General features: G+C 62.9%; 18 protein-coding genes. 3 read left to right on the top strand and 15 right to left on the bottom strand.

Annotated elements, in window-relative coordinates; translation table 11 throughout:
* The first annotated feature begins 60 nt into the window (after positions 1–60).
* A complete protein-coding gene (locus IE091_RS02110; protein ID WP_189462682.1) occupies positions 61–684 on the top strand; it encodes a hypothetical protein in 624 nt (207 codons plus the stop codon).
* A gap of 1 nt (position 685) precedes the next feature.
* Here IE091_RS02110 and gloA read toward each other — a convergent pair whose 3' ends face one another.
* Both gloA and IE091_RS02100 read right to left on the bottom strand, forming a co-directional pair.
* Positions 686–1126, bottom strand: coding sequence for a lactoylglutathione lyase (gene gloA / locus IE091_RS02105; RefSeq protein ID WP_016915020.1), 441 nt, complete (start codon positions 1124–1126; stop codon positions 686–688).
* A gap of 55 nt (positions 1127–1181) precedes the next feature.
* On the bottom strand, positions 1182–1637 hold the full coding sequence (locus tag IE091_RS02100) for a DUF411 domain-containing protein (protein WP_026001843.1): 456 nt from the start codon (positions 1635–1637) through the stop codon (positions 1182–1184).
* A 75-nt stretch (positions 1638–1712) separates the two neighbouring features.
* On the opposite strand from IE091_RS02100, the gene IE091_RS02095 reads away from it, so the two are divergent.
* Positions 1713–2792: a metal-dependent hydrolase gene (locus IE091_RS02095; protein ID WP_039175251.1), complete on the top strand. Its 1080-nt coding sequence runs from the start codon at positions 1713–1715 to the stop codon at positions 2790–2792.
* Positions 2793–2822: 30 nt separating this feature from the next.
* On the opposite strand, the gene IE091_RS02090 is transcribed toward IE091_RS02095, so the two are convergent.
* The 8 genes from IE091_RS02090 to rho form a co-directional block, all read right to left on the bottom strand.
* Positions 2823–3551, bottom strand: a complete 729-nt coding sequence (locus IE091_RS02090; protein ID WP_189462681.1) for an MliC family protein — start codon at positions 3549–3551, stop codon at positions 2823–2825.
* Positions 3552–3565: 14 nt separating this feature from the next.
* Positions 3566–4078 (bottom strand): DUF3087 family protein, encoded by a 513-nt coding sequence (locus IE091_RS02085; protein ID WP_189462680.1) that lies wholly within the window; start codon positions 4076–4078, stop codon positions 3566–3568.
* Positions 4079–4141: 63 nt separating this feature from the next.
* On the bottom strand, positions 4142–5206 hold the full coding sequence (locus IE091_RS02080) for a 3-deoxy-7-phosphoheptulonate synthase (RefSeq protein WP_189462679.1): 1065 nt from the start codon (positions 5204–5206) through the stop codon (positions 4142–4144).
* Between the two features lie 340 nt (positions 5207–5546).
* On the bottom strand, positions 5547–5699 hold the full coding sequence (locus IE091_RS02075; RefSeq protein WP_161792501.1) for a hypothetical protein: 153 nt from the start codon (positions 5697–5699) through the stop codon (positions 5547–5549).
* 143 nt (positions 5700–5842) lie between these two features.
* Complete coding sequence (locus IE091_RS18560) at positions 5843–5971, bottom strand: hypothetical protein (RefSeq protein WP_016915027.1); 129 nt, start codon at positions 5969–5971, stop codon at positions 5843–5845.
* Positions 5972–6037: 66 nt separating this feature from the next.
* The gene (locus tag IE091_RS02070; RefSeq protein ID WP_189462678.1) at positions 6038–6817 is read right to left on the bottom strand and encodes an FAD-binding oxidoreductase; all 780 of its coding nucleotides are present in this window, start codon (positions 6815–6817) and stop codon (positions 6038–6040) included.
* A gap of 41 nt (positions 6818–6858) precedes the next feature.
* Complete coding sequence (gene ubiD, locus IE091_RS02065) at positions 6859–8352, bottom strand: 4-hydroxy-3-polyprenylbenzoate decarboxylase (protein ID WP_016915029.1); 1494 nt, start codon at positions 8350–8352, stop codon at positions 6859–6861.
* Positions 8353–8413: 61 nt separating this feature from the next.
* A complete protein-coding gene (rho, locus tag IE091_RS02060; protein ID WP_016915030.1) occupies positions 8414–9673 on the bottom strand; it encodes a transcription termination factor Rho in 1260 nt (419 codons plus the stop codon).
* A 415-nt stretch (positions 9674–10088) separates the two neighbouring features.
* Here rho and ppx point away from each other — a divergent pair, with 415 nt between their 5' ends.
* Positions 10089–11633, top strand: coding sequence for an exopolyphosphatase (ppx, locus tag IE091_RS02055; protein WP_189462677.1), 1545 nt, complete (start codon positions 10089–10091; stop codon positions 11631–11633).
* Here ppx and tilS read toward each other — a convergent pair.
* From tilS to lpxB, 5 genes are all read right to left on the bottom strand, one after another.
* On the bottom strand, positions 11630–12925 hold the full coding sequence (gene tilS, locus IE091_RS02050) for a tRNA lysidine(34) synthetase TilS (protein WP_144980464.1): 1296 nt from the start codon (positions 12923–12925) through the stop codon (positions 11630–11632). The genes ppx and tilS overlap by 4 nt on opposite strands.
* Positions 12906–13862 carry an acetyl-CoA carboxylase carboxyl transferase subunit alpha gene (accA, locus tag IE091_RS02045; RefSeq protein ID WP_039175245.1) on the bottom strand — a complete coding sequence of 319 codons (957 nt, stop codon included), beginning with the start codon at positions 13860–13862 and terminating at the stop codon, positions 12906–12908. Before accA ends, tilS begins: the two co-directional genes overlap by 20 nt.
* Before the next feature lie 95 nt (positions 13863–13957).
* Positions 13958–17461, bottom strand: a complete 3504-nt coding sequence (dnaE, locus tag IE091_RS02040) for a DNA polymerase III subunit alpha (RefSeq protein ID WP_189462676.1) — start codon at positions 17459–17461, stop codon at positions 13958–13960.
* 39 nt (positions 17462–17500) lie between these two features.
* Positions 17501–18118, bottom strand: coding sequence for a ribonuclease HII (gene rnhB / locus IE091_RS02035; protein ID WP_189462675.1), 618 nt, complete (start codon positions 18116–18118; stop codon positions 17501–17503).
* Positions 18108–19283: a lipid-A-disaccharide synthase gene (lpxB, locus tag IE091_RS02030; RefSeq protein ID WP_189462674.1), complete on the bottom strand. Its 1176-nt coding sequence runs from the start codon at positions 19281–19283 to the stop codon at positions 18108–18110. The genes rnhB and lpxB overlap by 11 nt, the downstream gene beginning before the upstream one ends.
* Between the last annotated feature and the right edge of the window lie 21 nt (positions 19284–19304).

Here is a 19304-nt window from a genome sequence, read left to right as displayed (position 1 = left end):
CGTCAGCTTGCAGGGCCTATAATGGCCGAACGTATTGCGTTAATAACATGGGTAACCACTATGCTGCTATACCATTGGCAAGCGAAGGCGACGGCCATCATCGCCCCGCTCATGCGCCTGGGGGCGCTGTGTCTGGCTCTCCTGGCCCTGCCGGCACAGGCTCAACCGGACCTGGACACCCCCGCAACGCCCATTGCCACGGCACAAAGTGCGGGGCTGTACGTCGAAGGCGTGGTCAGCGAGCGTTTCGGCACCAGTTTCGTGCTGGAAGATGCCAGCGGGCGACTGTTGATCGACACCTGGCCCGAAGGCAGTGCCAACACCGAGGTGCAACCGGGTGACGAGGTCGGGGTTTTCGGCCTGCCGGACGGCCAGCGCATGCAGGCACGCTGGCTGGTGATCGGTAACGCGCTGATAGAAGTAGACGAGCCAATGACATCGCCCCCCCTGGCAGGAAACCGGCTGGACCGCTCGGCGCCCGTAGCGCGCGCCTCGCTGGCCGAACCACGCAACGATGATGATTTTTTCCGAGAGCAGGCAAGCCAGGCGGGGTATCAGCCGCTGGGCGGTGTGGAGTACAAGTCACGCCACGTGGAGCTACGCGCCATCAACCCCTTCGGTGAAACCGTAGAGCTCCACATGGAATTCAGCGGTGACATCTACAAGGAGCGCCACCGCGACTGAATCACCAGCTGCCGCTGTTCTCCATGGACGCCCAGGGCTCTTGCGGTGCCAGGGCATCGCCTTTTTGCAGCAGTTCGATGGAGATGCCATCCGGCGACTTCACGAACGCCATATGGCCATCCCGAGGCGGACGATTGATGGTGACGCCATTGTCCTGGAGCTTCTGGCACAGGTCGTAGATGTTCTCGACACGGTAAGCCAGGTGACCGAAATTGCGCCCGCCGGTGTACTCCTCGGGGTCCCAGTTGTAGGTCAGTTCCAGCTCGGGCGCCGTCAGGCGCGCTGAGCGCTCTTCATCGTCCGGCGCAGCCAGGAATATCAGCGTAAAACGCCCTTTCTCGTTCTCTTTACGGCGTACTTCCTTGAGACCTAGCAGGTCGCAATAGAAGTGAAGCGAAGCGTCCAGGTCATGGACGCGAACCATGGTATGTAGAAATTGCATTGAGTCGTCTCTCTCTGGTCAAGTGCAGCGCCAGTAGGTCAGCGCTAACCCTTTGCTATGGTTGAAGATACTCGCTAAAGATAGCAGGCGGACGCGCATCGCGGGTGAATCCTAGCACCGCGTAGTCGTCTACCCTGCCGGTTTCCATGCCCGGTGAACCATGCGGCATACCGGGTACGGCCAGGCCAGCAATAGCCGGGCGCTCCTCCAGCAAGCGCTGAATGTCACCCGCTGGCACGTGGCCCTCGATGACATAGCCCTCTACCAGCGCCGTATGACAGGACGCCAGCTCAGGGGTAACGCCATGCTCTATCTTGATGGCGCGCACCCCATCATGGCGGTGGTGGTCGACCTCGAAGCCAGCCTCTTCCAGATGGCTGACCCAGTCGCTGCAACAGCCGCAGTGTGGGTCACTGTGTACCTCGATCACGGGAGCGGCCTGTGCAGACGACAACGATACGGCCAGCCCTGCTATCATCAACAGCGGCATTATTAGACGTTTTTTTGACATTTCATCACCATCACTAAAGATCTGTATAATACTAACACCATCACGCGATAGACGGGACGACCCCGGGAGGCATCAGTGGATTCGATTACACAGGCGGCATTGGGCGCCGCTGTGGGCGGCGCGATATTGGGGCGCCGCTGGGGCCGCAAGGCCATCGTGGTGGGCGCGCTTTTGGGCACACTGCCCGACCTGGACGTGGTGCTGGACTACGGCGATGCGGTGGCCAATGTGACCGAGCACCGTGGCTTCAGCCATTCGCTGTTCGTGCTGACGGGGCTGGGTACGCTGCTGGCCCTCCTGACCGCCTACCGCTGGCCCGCCACGCGGCAGCGCCCCGTTCACCTGCGCCACTGGTGGTGGTTTTACGTCCTCTGCCTCACCACCCACCCGCTGCTGGACGCCCTGACCACCTACGGCACTCAGCTGTTCTGGCCGCTGGACGTGCCCCCGGCTGCCTGGCCGATCGTGTTCATCATCGACCCGCTTTATACGCTGCCGCTATTGCTGGCCCTGCTGATTGGCGCCTCGACCCACAAGGTGCAAAAAGCGTGTCGCGTGGGTCTGGCGGTGTCCAGCGCCTACCTGCTGCTGGCCGCGGGCGCCAAGTGGCACGTCGAGCAGCGCCTGGCCCCCGCCCTGGCCGAGGCCAACCTGCAGCAGGCGCCGGTAATGGTGCAGCCCACCCCCTTCAATATTGCCCTATGGCGCGCCACGATCATTGACGACGATCACTACTACGAGAGTCTGATCAGCGTGTTCGACCGCCAGCGCACACCTACGCTTGAGCCCTTGCGGCGTAACGTGGCACTGGAAAGCGCGGCCCTTGGCAACCCCAAAGGGGAGCGCCTGGCCTGGTTCACGGGGCCATTCCTGCGCTACGAGATCCGCCAGATCGATGGCGTCGATACGCTGGTCGCCACCGACATTCGTCTTGGGTTCCCCGGCTTTCACCCCTTCAACTTCACCCTGGCCACCCGGGAAGATGAGCGCTGGGTACCGCTGGAGAGCAGCGAACAGGTCAGCACCCCTCGCGGGCTGGAGCTGGAAACGCTGGCGCGCCTGGCGTCACGGGCAGGCGGCGATATTTCGGCACTCTGCGCCACTGACTTCGTCGATCCTCAATGGCGAGCAGAGCCCTTCCTCTATCGCTGCTGACCCCGCATGAAGGGAAGCTCAGAATTGTGGTCAGGGCGCAATGCCCTGGCCACACCCCTTGTACTGCTCGCCGCCGATACTGACCGTGACACGGGCAGGGTACGGCTGGCCTTTCATGTCGTCAAAACAGGCCCCTGATTCGATCCTTACCCGGAAAAACGACTCGGCATCGGCGTTTTCGATCACCACACGACCCGCGGCGTTATCCATGACGCTGACCATATAAGGCAGCGTGGTCGTTTCACTGCCGTACTGCGTGGTCCAGGTCATGACCGGTGCGTCATGGGCCAGCTCGATACTCCAGCCGGGCTCGTTGCCTCGCGCCAGGAACATGACGCCCGGATGTGCCGAACGGGTGGCCGCAGCGCGTGCCAACCCCTGCTGGCACTGCAACTGGCCACGCGGCGTCTCTACCTGGGCCTGCTCGCCACGGTTCCAGAAGCTGATCTCGCCATCCTGATAACGCGCACCACTGGCCACCACGGCCTGCGGCAAACGCCAGGCACCGTGCAGCGACCACAAGCGTAATTCGTCGCCATTCAAGGCGGTGACCAGGTCCTGATGAGCAGGCTGGCAATGCCAGGCCTGGAACTGCTCCGCACTGCCGGGAAACAGTGCAGAAGGCAACAAGGGCGCGGTGCTATGCACCGTGGTGCGGGTGGGGGTTTCTGCCGCAGGTGGGGCACTGGCACAGCCTGCCAGCAGGGCCACCGAGGCCATGGCCAACAGCGGACGAAAGGTAATGGGCTTGGCGATCATGAGGCAGGTTCCCGTTATGACGGTTTGAAGGCGCTGAGATCGTGCGGATCGAAAGACGTTACCTCTGCGGGCAAGCCGAGCGCTTCGCGCCGGACCTTGACCTGCATCTTTTCGGCCAGCCGTTCGGCATCGTCATCGGTGGTGCGGCCGTTCAGTTCGGCCAGTTGCGACATGCCCTGGTGATAAAAGGTCAGGATATCCAGCGCCAGACGATTGTCCTCTTCTACCCCACGACGCAGCGGCTGCAGATAGCTGCTGATGCGCGACAGGTGGTGCTTGAGCTGCCAGACATAGCGCATCTCCACCATCCAGGGCCGCTCACGCAGGGCGGCAAACATGGCGCTGGTCGCCAACAGGCCCAGCAGCACCCCGAGGGCATTCAGCCAGAAGCTGCTGCCGAAAGTCGCGGTCAGCAGCATGGAGAACAGCAGGCCGAACACCACCAGCTGCCCTGCCATGATGATGCTGATGATGCGCGCCTTGCGCCGATAGGTATCTGGATCGTGTTGCTCAAGGGTAAAGGCCATGGCCAACCTCGTTATCGAAAGGAACCTCTTATGATACGGGGCTGACCAGGTCAGTCAACGCGCTCAGGCCAGCTGTTCGGCGGCGCTCTTCAGCAGCCGCTCGGTGGTCTCCCAACCCACGCAGGCATCGGTGACCGAGACGCCATAGCGCAGTTGGCCCGGGCTCAGCGGCTGCTTGCCTTCGAACAGATGGCTCTCCAGCATCAGCGCGACCAGGCGGGCCTCGCCTGCCTGGCGCTGCGCCAGCACCTCCCGCATGACCTCGCTTTGCCGACGATGATCCTTGCGAGCGTTGGCATGGCTGCAGTCCACCATCAGGCGCGGGTTCTGCCCCGCACGCTGCAGCGTGTCGATGGCCGCCTGCACGTGGTGGGCCTGGTAATTGGGCTCGCCGTGCCCGCCGCGCAACACCACATGGGTGTGCGGGTTACCGGCGGTTTCCTGCATGATGGGGCGCCCCTGGCGGTCCATGGCAAACCGCTGATGGGCGTGCGCCGCGGCCTGCATGGCGTCGATGGCCACCTGCACATCGCCACTGGTGGCATTCTTGAAACCCACTGCGGCGGTCAGGTCACTGGCCAGCTCCCGGTGCAGCTGGGACTCCGTGGTCCGCGCGCCAATCGCCACCCAGCTCAGCAGGTCATCCAGGTAAGGCGCCAGCATGGGCTGCAGCAGCTCGGTCGCTACCGGCAAGCCGCGCGAGGCTACCGCATGCATCAACTCCCGCGACAGGGCAACTCCATGAGGCATGTCGCCACTGCCATCCAGGTGCGGGTCGTAGGCCAGCCCCTTCCAGCCCACCGTGGTACGCGGCTTCTCCACGTAGACACGCATGACCGGCAGGATATGCTGGCCAATGTCGTCGCTGAGCGCCGCCAGGCGGTCGGCATACTCCAGTGCGGCATCCGGGTCGTGAATGGAGCAAGGCCCGACCACCACCAGCAGGCGGTCATCCTGGCCATTCAAAATACGCTGCACTGCACGCTGCTGCTCGGCAATCTGTACGGCCAAGGGGGCACTGATGGCAATGCGCTGGCGCAGCTCAGCGGGCAACGGCAAGGGCGTGGAGGACAAGGAGACGTGGTCGTCTGCCAGGGGCGTGCATTGGGGGGCAATAGGGGCATTCATGGGTCAACTCTCCGAGATCGTGGGACACAGCGCTAAACATCGCAATCCTTCCTTGCCACCCAGGCAAGCACGGTCGGAGGTGGCAGCTTGCACCGACCGCGCGTCACTAAATCGCCAGCCATAGCCATAGCCGATATGACGGAAGGCCTGGGGGCTAACGATTGCGCGGTTGCGGTAAGACATGGTGCAGCTCCTGTGTTGCATTGAATGAAAACCCGTGGCCCGTTCAGGCCAGCCTGGCTGACCGCAGCGTAAAACGAAAAAAGCCTCGGTGGGGTAACCCACCGAGGCTTTTTTGCATGCGGCAGGTCACCTGTGCGGTGTGCCTGCCGGCCCGACATCAGGCGTCGGCCAGCGGCACACCCTGGCTAAACCAATACGCTGCATAATAAACGGACTGGGAAGACGCGACGCTCAGCGACGTATTCGCCCACGCGCTCGCCACCGTTTCCGGTTGGCGCTGGCGGCGGTCTGAACACGCAGCATGATGCATGGCGGCTTCCTCATGAAAAGTCATAATGACGATACTGCTTAATCCTGCCTGCCAAAATGCCAAATGGCAACCCGCCATTCGAGGTTCTTCATGCAAGATTTTCCGTTCAAGGGGCTGGCCTGCCCGCCAGGCCAGCGACAGCCTCAGTTACTGAAGGCCTGAATCCAGCCGATGGTGGCGGGCAGCGCACTCATGCTGACCAGCACGACGATGCCCAGCACGATAGGCAGCAGTCCGGATTCATCTTTGAAGTCTTCATCATGATGGGCCATATAGCCTCCTCGTCAAGGGTCTACAGGCGGCTCTTGCCGCTCTATTGCTTACGTCGGTGGATCATTCTAGTGAGGGCGTGGAGCGTAGGCAAACACATCCGAGAACATACGCTCACTGCTCGCGCCCAGCCGCTCCAGCACATCGACACAGGCGTACACCATGCCCGGCGAACCAGAGAGGTAAATATCACAGCCTTCCGGCGTGCCCAGCGTTTTTTCCAGCGCCTTCACCAACTGGCTTTCCAGCACCAGGTCTACCCGCCCCTGGTGGTGGTGAATACGCTCGCCAGCAGCGAGAGGTTCGGTCAGCGGAAACTCGGTCACTGCATGAAACGACAGCTGCTCGGCCTGCTGAGCCCACTGGCATGCCAGGTCTTCGGCATACAGGTCGCGGTGCTCGCGGTTTGCCCACCACAGCGATATCGGCCGCTGTGGCTGGTCACGCAGGGCCGCCTCGACGATGGCTTTCATCTGCGCGAACCCGGTTCCTGCGGCGATCAGCAGCAAGGGGCGCTCACTCTGCCCATCCAGCACACAGACACCGCTGGGCAGGCGTACGGTCAACTGGTTGGCTACCTGTAGCAACTGGCGTAACCGACGGGAGTTCTCGCGCTCGGGCCAGTGCTGGATCTGCAGTTCCAAGGTGCCGTCGCCGCGGTCGGCGCTGGCAATCGAGAAAGGCACCCAGGTATCGTCGTCCAGCTTGAGTTCCAGGTACTGGCCGGGCGCATGCTGCATTGCCTCTGCGCGTCCGGCAAGCGCCACCCTGAAGACATCGGGAGTGAGATCTTCAACGGCGGTCACCTGGCAGGTCAGCGTTTTACACGTTGACGTATTAACGCTCATGAAAGCCTCTTTTTGGCAAATCGTTCAGTCCCACGGCAGCACTAGCCGTGTCGCGGTGCGGGCAGGGGAATATCGATACCCAGCTCTTCCCAACGCTGGTCGACGCGGGTCTTGATGGCATCGTCCATCACGATGGGCGTTCCCCACTCTCGGTCGGTTTCCCCGGGCCACTTGTTGGTGGCGTCCAGGCCCATCTTGGAGCCCAGCCCGGAAACCGGCGAGGCAAAGTCCAGGTAATCGATGGGGGTGTTCTCGACCATCACCGTGTCCCGGGCCGGGTCCATGCGGGTGGTGATTGCCCACATGACGTCTTCCCAGTTACGGGCATCGACGTCGTCGTCCAGCACGATCACGAATTTGGTGTACATGAACTGACGCAAAAAGCTCCACACCCCCATCATCACCCGCTTGGCATGGCCCGGATACTGCTTCTTCATGGTGACCACCGCCATGCGGTAGGAGCAGCCTTCCGGCGGCAGGTAGAAATCGACGATTTCGGGGAACTGCTTGCACAGGATCGGCACGAACACCTCGTTGAGCGCCACGCCTAGAATGGCGGGCTCATCGGGAGGACGCCCCGTGTACGTAGAGTGGTAGATCGCGTCGCGGCGCATGGTCATGCGCGTCACGGTAAACACCGGGAACCGGTCTACTTCGTTGTAGTAGCCGGTGTGGTCGCCGAAGGGGCCTTCCGGGGCCATGTCGTCGGGGTAGATGAACCCTTCCAGCATGATTTCGGCGGAGGCAGGCACGTCCAGCTCGGCATGGCCGCACTTGACCAGCTCGGTGCGCGACCCGCGCAGCAGCCCGGCAAACGCGTACTCCGAGAGCGAATCGGGCACCGGGGTGACCGCTCCCAGTATCGTGGCGGGGTCTGCCCCCAGGGCCACGGCCACGGGGAAGGGCTCGCCAGGATGCGCCTTCTGGAATTCCAGAAAGTCCAGCGCGCCCCCACGATGAGACAACCAACGCATGATCAGCCGGTTCTTGCCGATCTTTTGCTGGCGGTAGATCCCCAGGTTCTGACGTTTCTTGTGCGGCCCTTTGGTGATCACCAGCGGCCAGGTCACCAGCGGCGCTGCATCACCCGGCCAGCAGTGCTGAATGGGCAGACGGTCCAGGTCTACGTCGTCACCTTCGTAGACCACTTCCTGGACCGGGGCGCGTTTGACGTTCTTCGGCCCCATGCTGAGCACCTGCTTGAAGATCGGCAGCTTCTCCCAGGCATCTTTCAGCCCTTTGGGCGGGTCAGGCTCCTTCAGAAACGCCAGCAGTTTGCCGACTTCCCGCAGGGCTTCTACCGACTCCTGCCCCATGCCCAGCGCAACACGCTTGGGCGTACCAAACAGGTTGCCCAACAGGGGCATGTCGTGACCTTTGACATTTTCGAACAGCAGTGCCGGGCCACCGGCACGCAGCGTACGGTCACAGATTTCGGTAATTTCAAGGTAGGGGTCAACTTCGGCGGTAATGCGCTTGAGCTCACCTTGAGCTTCCAGCGCTGCTATGAAATCGCGCAAGTCGTTGTACTTCAAGGTCCTCTCCTCAACCCGGATATCAGTCGCCGCGTAGCGGGTGGCGCCACAATGCAGCGCCTTAACGGCGCTTCATTGCCTCGAAGAATTCCAGATTCGTCTTGGTATCTTTCAGACGGTCGATCAGGAACTCGGTCGCGGCCGTATCTTCCATCGGGTTGAGCAGCTTGCGCAGAATCCACATGCGCTGCATTTCGTCTTCCGACGCCAGCAGGTCCTCGCGACGCGTGCCGCTGCGACGAATGTTGATGGCCGGGAAGACGCGCTTTTCGGCCAGCTTGCGGTCCAGGTGGGCTTCCATGTTGCCGGTGCCCTTGAACTCTTCGAAGATGACTTCGTCCATCTTGGAGCCGGTGTCGACCAGCGCCGTGGCGATGATCGTCAGGCTGCCGCCCTCTTCGATGTTACGCGCCGCACCAAAGAACCGCTTGGGCTTCTCCAGCGCGTGGGCATCGACACCACCGGTCAGTACCTTGCCAGAGCTGGGCACCACGGTGTTGTAGGCCCGCGCCAGACGGGTGATGGAGTCGAGCAGAATCACCACGTCCTTCTTGTGCTCGACCAGCCGCTTGGCCTTCTCGATGACCATTTCGGCGACCTGAACGTGACGCGCCGGCGGCTCATCGAACGTCGAGGCCACGACTTCGCCACGCACGGTGCGCGACATCTCGGTGACTTCCTCCGGGCGCTCATCGATCAGCAGTACGATCAGATGACACTCGGGGTTGTTACGCGTGATGGAAGTGGCGATGTTCTGCAGCATCAGTGTCTTACCCGCCTTGGGGGGCGACACCAGCAAACCACGCTGCCCTTTGCCGATGGGGGCGGTCAGGTCGATGATACGTGCGGTGAGATCTTCGGTGGAGCCGTTGCCGATCTCCATGCGCAGACGCTCGGTGGGAAACAGCGGCGTCAGGTTCTCGAAGAGAATCTTGTGCTTGGCGTTTTCCGGGCGGTCAAAGTTGATCTGACTCACCTTCAACAGGGCAAAGTAACGCTCACCCTCTTTCGGCGGACGGATCTTGCCAGAAATGGAGTCGCCCTTGCGCAGATTGAAACGACGAATCTGTGAAGGCGAGACGTAGATGTCGTCCGGTCCGGCGAGGTACGAGCTATCCGCGCTACGCAGGAAGCCAAAGCCGTCCTGAAGAATTTCCAGTACACCGTCGCCATAAATGTCCTCGCCACTTTTGGCGTGTTTCTTGAGGATGGCGAAAATGATGTCCTGCTTGCGCGAACGGGCGAGGTTGTCGATACCCATCTCGCGGGCAATATCGAGCAGCTCGGGAACGGTTTTTTGCTTGAGTTCAGTGAGATTCATCGGTGTGTTAGAAAATTGCTCATGAAAGCTGGGCGACGAGCGCCGGGAATAAGACAGGAGGCGAGGCCTAAGTCATTAGGGCAAAGCGCCGAGTGATGCGTTCAGACTCCATCCAGGCACACGCTCGATTGATAAGTATGGGCAGTCGCGTCGGCCATGATGTAGCCATTAGCCGTAATTGGTGACCGCTGGGCGTGAGGGTAGGTTATCTGACGACTTGGACATCTGGCTGATGCCATCGGAATACGTCTTGCTCGGGGTGCCGAGTCAACACGCTTGTCTGGACGTACAAGCCAACTCGGATCAGGCCAGTTACCCGATGGTAGTCAAGCCCCGCGACAAACGCAAGCCTTTGGCAATTGACAATAGCCAGAGGGCGCCGCAACCTTGGCATAGCCAACTTGAAGGATAGCTCATGCCCAAGGACATTTCGCTCCCCACCGATGCGCCTAACAGCGAAGTAGACAGCGCTGCCCCTCAGCGCCTGGCCGCCATTGACCTGGGCTCCAACAGCTTTCACTTGCTGGTTGCCAACTACCAGAACGAGCGGCTGCAAGTCGTTGCCCGGCAGGGTGAGAAGGTGCAGCTTGCTGCAGGCCTGGATGCTAATGGCTACCTCAGCGAAGCCGCCATGCAGCGGGCGCTGGATTGCCTGAGCCGCTTTGCGCCCTTTCTGACCGACATAGAGAGCGCCAACCTGCGGGTGGTGGGCACCAACGCGCTGCGCGACGCCCACAATAGCCAGGACTTCATCGAACGCGCCGAAGCCCAGCTTGGCCACGCCATTGAAATCATTGCGGGGCGTGAAGAGGCCCGACTGATCTATCTGGGCGCCGCCCATGCCCTGGCCGAGAACGGCCGCCGCCTGATCGTCGACATTGGCGGGGGCTCCACGGAATTCATCATTGGTGAAGCCTTCGAGCCCAAGGCGCTGGAGAGCCTGCGCATGGGCTGCGTGACGTTCAGCCAGCGCTTTTTTGCCGATGGCGAGATTACCGAAAAGCGCATGCGCCGCGCCGAGCTGGCGGCACTCTCGGAACTGGCCAATATCCAGCGGCCTTACCAGCGCCTGGGCTGGGATGACCCGGTGGGCTCCAGCGGCACGATCAAGGCTGCCGCCAGCGTTCTGTTCGCCTACGGCGATGCGCCCCAGGAAGGGGTGATTACCCGCAGCGGCCTGCAAAAGCTCAGAGAGCGGCTGGTAAAGTGCAAGCACCTGGACAAGGTCGAGCTGGATGGCCTGAAGGCAGACCGCGCCCGGGTATTCCCGGCGGGCATCGCCATTCTCAATGCCGTTTTCGAAGCCTTCGACCTGCACCAGATGCGTTTTGCCGATGGCGCGCTGCGGGAAGGCGTGCTGTATGACATGGCCGGGCGCAACAGTGCCGAAGACACTCGCTCGCGTACCCTGGAGTTGCTCAAGCGCACCTACGATGTGGATACCCGGCAAGCCGAGAACGTGGCCGACACCGCTGGGCGGCTGTTCAAACGACTCCAGCCCTCCTGGGGGTTGAGCAACGAACAGGGACATTTCCTGAACTGGGCCAGCCATGTCCACGAGATCGGGCTCGCCATTTCCCATAGCCAGTTCCACCGTCACGGCGCTTACTTACTGGAGCATTCGGATCTGGCCGGGTTTTCACGCCCGGAACAGCGCCTGCTGGCCTTTCTGGTGCGCGCCCATCGACGCAAGTTTCCGCTCAAGGAGTGGCAGGCACTGCCCGCATCCCAACAGCCCACGGCGGGCAAGCTGGCTCGCCTGCTGCGTCTGGCGGTGCTGCTCAATCACTCTCGGCCCGAAAGCCCCCCGGCGCTGCCACACATCGTGGTCGATGACAGCGGCGAAGGTTTGGTGATCACGCTCCCCCAGAGCGATGAGCCTACCCTGCTGAGCACCGACCTGGAGCAAGAGCAGGGGCATATTGCGGGGGCGGGTTTCGTGCTGACGCTCGTCAGCTAGTCAGGATACCGCACCGTCACCCCCGCCGCCTGCCAGAGCACTCTGGCAGGCGGCTGCAATATGGCCAGGCAGCATTCTCCTTCCATCACCAGCAGCAGCCGCTGACGCTCCCAAGGGGGGATCGACTGCTCCTGCAACCAGCGTTTCAGGTCACGACGGCCACGCCCCGGCAGCACCAGCGCTTCTCCGCCCTGACGCCCGCGCAGCACGAATGAGGCGCTAGCCGCATCCTGTGCTTCCGTTGCTACCTCGAGCGCCAGCGTGCCCAGCGGCGTCGTCAGACCTGCTCGGCCATCCCACACCGCCTGCCAGCCATCCAGCGGTGCCTGCGGAGCCATCACGTAAAGCCCGCCCCGCCATACCCGCGCTTCTGCCCCGGGCCATGTGATGTGCACGCACGCCTGAGCGGCAGCACGCAACTGGTCCAGCAGGCTGGCCAACCGCGCCTGTGGCGGCGTCGGTAACCCGTGTTGCTGGCACAGCGTCCGCACCAGCAGCCGTTGGCGAGGGAGTGGCAGCGCGGCCAGGGCATGGGCGTCGATACACCCGGGCGACAGCGCCAAACCGGCCAGCTCATCGGCAGCGTAGCTGGCCAGTAGCCCATCGGCCTCTCCCGCCCAGGCGGCACTGCGGGCCAACGCCCGGGCGGCCCCGGGCCAACGCTGGCCGAGCACGGGCAGCACGGCGTGGCGCAGGTAGTTGCGATCGTAATAGGTATCCTGATTGGTAGGGTCTTCGCACCACGCCAGCCCCTCGTGCCGGGCAGCCTCGCGCAGCTGGTCTCGCCGAACGCGCAGCCACGGGCGCAGCAGTACACGCCCCTGCCACTCACGGCGCCAAGGCATGCCAGCCAACCCACGAATACCGCTTCCGCGCAGCGCTGCCAGCAGCCAGGTCTCTGCCTGATCATCCTGATGCTGGCCCAGCCATAGCGTGTCGCCGGGGGCGAGGTACTCGAAAAAGGCCTGATAGCGCGCCCGCCGGGCAGCGCCTTCGATACCCTCCCCCTGCGGTTCGACGCTGACCCGCGCCACGCTGAGCGGGACGCCGAGCCGCTGGCAAAGCGCTGTACAGTGGGCTTCGAAGTCGGCGGCGGCAGGCTGCAAACCATGGTGAACGTGCAGCGCACGCAGGCTGCGGCCACGCAGCTGGCAGGCCCTTGCAGCCAGAGTCAGCAGCAGCGAGGAGTCCAGTCCGCCCGAGAGCGCCACCCAAACGCAACGCCCCGGCGGGGTCTCCGCCAGGGCGTCGTCGAGCAGCGCAAGCAGTGCGTCAGGCGGCAGGGGCGCCATAGCTCATCAAGCGTGCGTAGCGGCGCTCCAGCAGCGCCTCATGGTCCAGCGCCTGGAGCCGATCGAGGCTTGCCGTCAGCGCTTCCTTGACCCGCTCTGCGGTGGTGACGGGATGACGGTGGGCGCCGCCCAGCGGCTCCTTGATCAACGAGTCCACGAACCCCAGCTCCTTGAGGCGCTCGGCCGTGATACCCATGGCCTGAGCCGCGTCGGAGGCCTTCTCGGCACTCTTCCACAAAATGGAGGCGCAGCCTTCCGGCGAGATGACCGAGTAGGTGGAGTACTGCAGCATGTGCAGCTCGTCACACACGCCAATCGCCAGGGCACCACCGGAGCCACCCTCCCCGACCACCGTAGAGATGATCGGCGTTTTCAGCCGCGACATGACGGCCAGGTTATAGGCGATGGCTTCCGACTGGCCACGCTCTTCGGCATCGATGCCGGGGTAGGCGCCAGGAGTGTCGATGAAGGTGAGAATGGGCATCTTGAAGCGCTCGGCCATCTCCATCAACCGGCACGCTTTGCGGTAGCCTTCCGGACGCGGCATGCCGAAGTTGCGGCGCACTTTCTCTTTGACGTCGCGGCCCTTCTGATGGCCAATGACCATGACCGGCGCATCGTTCAGACGAGCAACGCCACCGACCAGCGCCGCGTCGTCGGCGAAGTTGCGATCACCGTGCAACTCGTCGAAGTCGGTAAAGATGTACTCCAGGTAATCCAGCGTATAGGGGCGCTGCGGGTGCCGCGATAGCTGGGAAACCTGCCAGGGGGTCAAGTCCTTGAAGATCGACTCCGTCAGCTTGCGGCTTTTCTCTTCCAGTCGAGCAATCTCGTCAGAGAGGTTCACCTGGCTGTCGGAGCTGACCAGACGCAGCTCTTCGATCTTTGCCTGGAGCTCGGCAACGGGCTGTTCAAAATCAAGATAATTTGGATTCATCGGCTCTGCCTGTAAGCTGCCTGTCATAAAAAGGCATTGTCAAAACGCATCTCGGTTGGGGCCATTATCGCACCCTGACCCCACCACGCAAGGGCTCAGCGATAGCGTAGCTGAACCCCCACCTGGCCCTGAACGTCACGCAGGGCCAGCAGCAGGTCGTCGCTGGGGGCCACTTTCCACTCATCGGCCAGCTCCAGCCACCCTACGGCGTCCGGATGGCGATACTGCAACCTCACCGGCAGGCCTTCGCTATCCCGGTAAGGCGCAAGGCTGTCGCGCAGGCTATCCACCAGGCGGCCATTGATCTGCCCGGCATCCAGCGCCAGTTCCACGGCCTGGCCATAGCGCACCCGGGCGGTGACCATCGGGGTGACGTCCTTGCCGCGCAGGCGCAGCCCGCCCGAGAAGTCATCGCTGGAGACTTCTCCCTCGACGATGATGACCTGATCCGACTCGATCTGACCGCGCAACTGGTCGAACAGCTCACCGAACAGCGACGCTTCGATACGCCCGGTGCGGTCGTCCAGCGTGATGAAGGCCATGGTGTCGCCACGCTTGGACTTCATGGTGCGCATGGCCACCACCAGCCCTGCCACCCGCTGGGGCTCGCGGGACGGCTTGAGGTCGCTGATGCGCGTAGAGACGAAGCGCTTGAGCTCGCGCTCGTACTCATCGATGGGGTGACCGGTGAGGTAAAGCCCCAAAGTGTCTTTTTCCCCCGAAAGACGCTCGCGGTCGGTCCACTCCCGGGCATGGCGGTACTCGGCGTACACATCCCCAGCCTCTTCTTCGGCAGCAAACGCGTCCCCGAACATGTCCAGCATGCCCAGATTCTGGTTGGCATGGTTCTGGGCGGCGGCCTTGAGGGCGTCTTCCATGGCGGCAGCCAGCACGGCACGGTTGGGGCCCAGGGTGTCCAGCGCCCCGGAGCGAATCAGCGCTTCGAGGGTGCGCTTGTTCATGCGCTTGGGGTCGATACGGCGGCAGAAATCGAACAGGTCCTTGAAGGGGCCATCGGCATTGCGCGCCTCGACGATGGCACCAATCGGGCCTTCGCCCACACCCCGGATAGCCCCCAGGCCGTAAACTACGCGGCCTTCCGTATCCACGGTGAACTTGTAGCCACCCACGTTGACATCCGGGGGTGTCACGGTGAGCTTCAGGTGGCGGCACTCTTCGATCAGCGGTACCACCTTGTCCAGGTTGTCCATCTCGGTGGACATGACCGCCGCCATGAACGGGCCTGGGTAGTGGGCCTTCAGCCATGCGGTTTGGTAAGAAACCAGCGCGTAGGCCGCCGAGTGCGACTTGTTGAAGCCATAACCGGCGAATTTCTCCACCAGGTCGAAGATGTTGCCCGCCAGGTCCTTGTCGATACCGTTGGCGGCACAGCCTTCCATGAAACCGGAGCGCTGCTTGGCCATCTCTTCGGGCTTTTTCTTGCCCATGGCTCGGCGCAGCATGTCCGCCTGGCCCAGGGTGTAGCCCGCCATCACCTGGGCAATCTGCATGACCTGTTCCTGGTACAGGATGATGCCGTAGGTCGGCGTCAGTACCGGTTTCAACAGCTCATGCTGGTAATCCGGGTGTGGATAAGATACTTCCGCCCGGCCATGCTTACGGTTGATGAAGTCATCCACCATGCCCGACTGCAGCGGGCCCGGACGGAACAGGGCTACCAGGGCGATCATGTCGTCCAGGGAGTCGGGCAGCAGCCGCTTGATCAGCTCCTTCATGCCGCGGGATTCGAGCTGGAACACCGCCGTGGTCTCTGCCCGCTTGAGCATTTCGAAGGTCTTTCCGTCGTCCAGCGGGATGGCATCGATATTGAGCGGGCCCTGGCCTGCTGCATCGCGCACCTTGTCCACCATCTCCAGCGCCCAGTCGATGATGGTGAGGGTCCGCAGCCCCAGGAAGTCGAACTTCACCAGCCCAGCGTCTTCGATGTCGTTCTTGTCGAACTGAACCACCAGCCCGGCGCCATCCTCGTCACACAGCAGCGGCGAAAAATCGGTCAGCTTGGTGGGCGCGATGACCACGCCCCCCGCGTGCTTGCCGGTGCCCCGGGTGGTGCCCTCCAGCTTCAGGGCCATTTCCCAGATCTCTTCCGCCTCTTCATCGTTGTCGATGAACTCCTTGAGGGCGGGCTCCTGCTCGATGGCCTTGGCCAGCGTCATGCCCACTTCGAACGGGATCAGCTTGGAGAGCTTGTCCCCCAGCGAGTACGGCTTGCCCTGGGCACGGGCCACGTCACGCACCACGGCCTTGGCGGCCATGGTGCCGAAAGTGACGATCTGGGAGACCGCGTTGCGGCCATAGCGGTCGGCAACATAGTCGATGACCCGGTCGCGCTTCTCCATGCAGAAGTCGACGTCGAAGTCGGGCATCGAGACACGCTCGGGGTTGAGGAAGCGCTCGAACAGCAGGTCGTAGCCAATCGGGTCCAGGTCGGTGATCTTCTGGGCGTAGGCCACCAGCGAGCCCGCGCCGGAACCCCGCCCAGGGCCAACGGGCACGCCGTTGTCCTTGGCCCACTGGATGAAGTCCATGACGATCAGGAAGTAGCCTGGAAACCCCATCTGGATGATGACGTTGAGCTCGAACTCCAGGCGGTCACGGTAGCGCTGCTCGATCTCACGGAAGGCGTCGCCGTCGCGGGGGTACTCCTCGGCGGGAAACAGAAAGTCGAGCCGCTCGGTCAGGCCGTCATGGGAGACCTTGCGGAAGAACTCATCCTGGGTCATGCCCTCGGGGATGCCGAATTCCGGCAGGAATATCTCGCCCAGGCGCACATCCACGCTGCAGCGCTCGGCAATCATCACGCTGTTTTCCAGCGCTTCCGGAATGTCGGCAAACAGGGCCGCCATCTCTTCCGGGCTTTTCAGGTACTGCTCTTCGGTATAGCGGCGCTCGCGGCGCGGATCGTCCAGGGCCTTGCCTTCCCCGATGGCGACACGGGTTTCATGGGCCCAGTAATCGTCGCGGGCCAGAAAGCGTACGTCGTTGGTGGCCACCACCGGCGTGTTGGTCTCGATGGCCAGCTTGACGCTGGCATGCACGCAGGCTTCCTCCAGCGGCCGCCCTGTGCGCACCAGCTCCAGGTAGAAACGGTCGGGGAAGGCCTGTTGCCACTCCTCCAGCAGTTGGCGCGCTTCACGCTCGTGTTCCGACAGCAAATGACGGCCAATGTCGCCATCGCGGCCGCCGGACAGCGCAATCAGTCCGTCGCTCTGAGCCAGTACCCACTGCTTGTCGAGAATCGCCCGCCCCTGGCGCTGCCCGTGGGTCCACCCCTTGGAGATCAGCTCGGTGAGGTTGCGATAGCCGTCCTGGTTCATGGCCAGCAGCGTAATGCGATACGGGTGCGCTTCATCGTGGGGATTGGCCAGCCACAGGTCGCTGCCGATGATGGGCTTGAGCCCCGCCCCTTGCGCCGCCTTGTAGAACTTCACCAGGCCAAACAGGTTGGTCTCGTCCGTCAGCGCCAGCGCGGGCATCCCCCGTTCAGCGGTGGTGCTGACCAGCGGCTTGAGCTTGACCAGACCATCGACCAGGGAGTATTCACTGTGCAAACGAAGATGAACGAACGGAACCGTCATGAGACTCTCAGCATAAAGCGCAAATGAAAAAAGGCAGCGCTACAGCAGCGCTAACTGACGCTGTACCGGCGCAAAGCTTTTGCGGTGTTCGGCCAGCGGGCCATGGGCTTCCAGAGCCGCCAGGTGCTCTTTGGTCGGATAGCCCTTGTGGCGCGCAAAACCATACTCAGGATAGCGTAAATCCAGCGCGGCCATCTGTGCGTCCCTGGCCACCTTGGCCAGAATCGAGGCGGCGGCAATCGCAGGGTGGCGCGCATCGCCTTTGACGACGGCCTGGCCCGGCAAGGCGTGCCCCGGCAGCCGGTTGCCATCCACCAGCAGGTATTCGGCGGCGGGCATCAGGGCATCGATGGCGCGCCGCATGGCCAAGTGCGTGGCATGATAGATGTTGAGCGTGTCGATTTCGGCGGCGCTGGCCTCGGCCAACGCAAAGGCCAATGCCCGCTCCCGTATCTGCACGTCCAGCTGCTCCCGCTTGCGGGCCGTCAGCTTTTTCGAATCGGTCAACCCTTCGATGGGCGCCTGGGGGTCGAGTATCACCGCCGCCGCCACCACGCTGCCGATCAGCGGGCCACGCCCCACTTCATCCACACCGGCCAAGTAGGGGCCGGTATAGGCCACTACCAGCGGGGGATAATCACCCGCATCAATGGCCATCCGTGACGGCCTCCAGCGGCTGCCCCGCCGCCAGCGCCGCCACGGCCTGGGCAGCACGCTGGCTGGCATTGCGCTGTAGCGCGGCGTGCATGGCGGCAAAGCGCTCTTCCAGCGCCTGACGGGTGGAAGCATCCTCCAGCAGCTCGCCCACCTGCAGGGCAATGGCCTCCGGCGAGGCGGCGTGCTGAATCAGCTCGGGAACCACACTCTCCTGGGCGATCAAGTTGGGCAACGAGATCCAGGCCGTCTTGACCAGCCGCTGGGCAAGCCAATGAGTTGCGGGTGCCATCTTGTAGGCCACCACCATGGCCCGGTGGCACAGCATCGCTTCGAGAGCGGCCGTACCTGAGGTGAGGAGCACGGCATCACTGGCCACCATGGCCTCTCTTGCCTGGCCGTCCAGCAGCGTTACCGACGGATGCAACGCGGGGTAGCCGGACAGCAGCTCGGCAAGCTCCCGATGCCGCTGGGCTGTCGCCGCAGGGATCACGACCTGCAGGCCAGGATGGCGCTGGCAAAGCAGCGTGACCGCCGCCAGGAAGGTCGCTCCCATGAAGCGGATTTCATTGCCACGGGAGCCCGGCAGCAGCGCCAATACCGGCCCGTCGAGCTTTAAGCCCAATGCTTCACGGGCCGCCTGACGGTCGTTGACCAAGGGCAGCTCATCCGCCAGGGGGTGGCCCACGAACGCCACCGGCACGCGATGCTGACGGTAGAAGTCGGCCTCGAAGGGCAGCAGCGTCAGCATGCCATCCACGGCCTTGGCAATGTTCTTGACCCGCCCCTGGCGCCAGGCCCATACCGAAGGGCTGACGTAATGGGCCGTGGTCACGCCCGCTTTCCGCAGCTGTTTCTCCAGCCCCGTGTTGAAATCGGGCGCATCGATGCCAATCATGATGTCCGGCTGCCAGGCCAGCGCGTCTTCACGCAGGGTACGGCGTACGCGGATCAGCTCGGGAAGGTGCTTGAGCACCTCGACCAGCCCCATCACCGATAGCGTTTCCAGTGGAAAGCGGCTTTGCAGGCCCTGCGCTTCCATGCGTGGCCCGCCCATCCCGCGAAACTCCACGTCAGGAAACCGGGCGCGTAGCTCACGCATGAGCCCCGCGCCCAGAATATCGCCAGAGAGTTCGCCTGCCACAAGGTATACGCGTTGCAGTGTCATGGAGACAAGACAGCCAGTTGA

The sequence above is a fragment of the Vreelandella hamiltonii genome, from assembly GCF_014651775.1.
GTDB classification, from domain to species: domain Bacteria; phylum Pseudomonadota; class Gammaproteobacteria; order Pseudomonadales; family Halomonadaceae; genus Vreelandella; species Vreelandella hamiltonii.
Note: the sequence above shows the minus strand (reverse complement) of the source record. Positions and strands in the feature narration are given on the sequence as shown.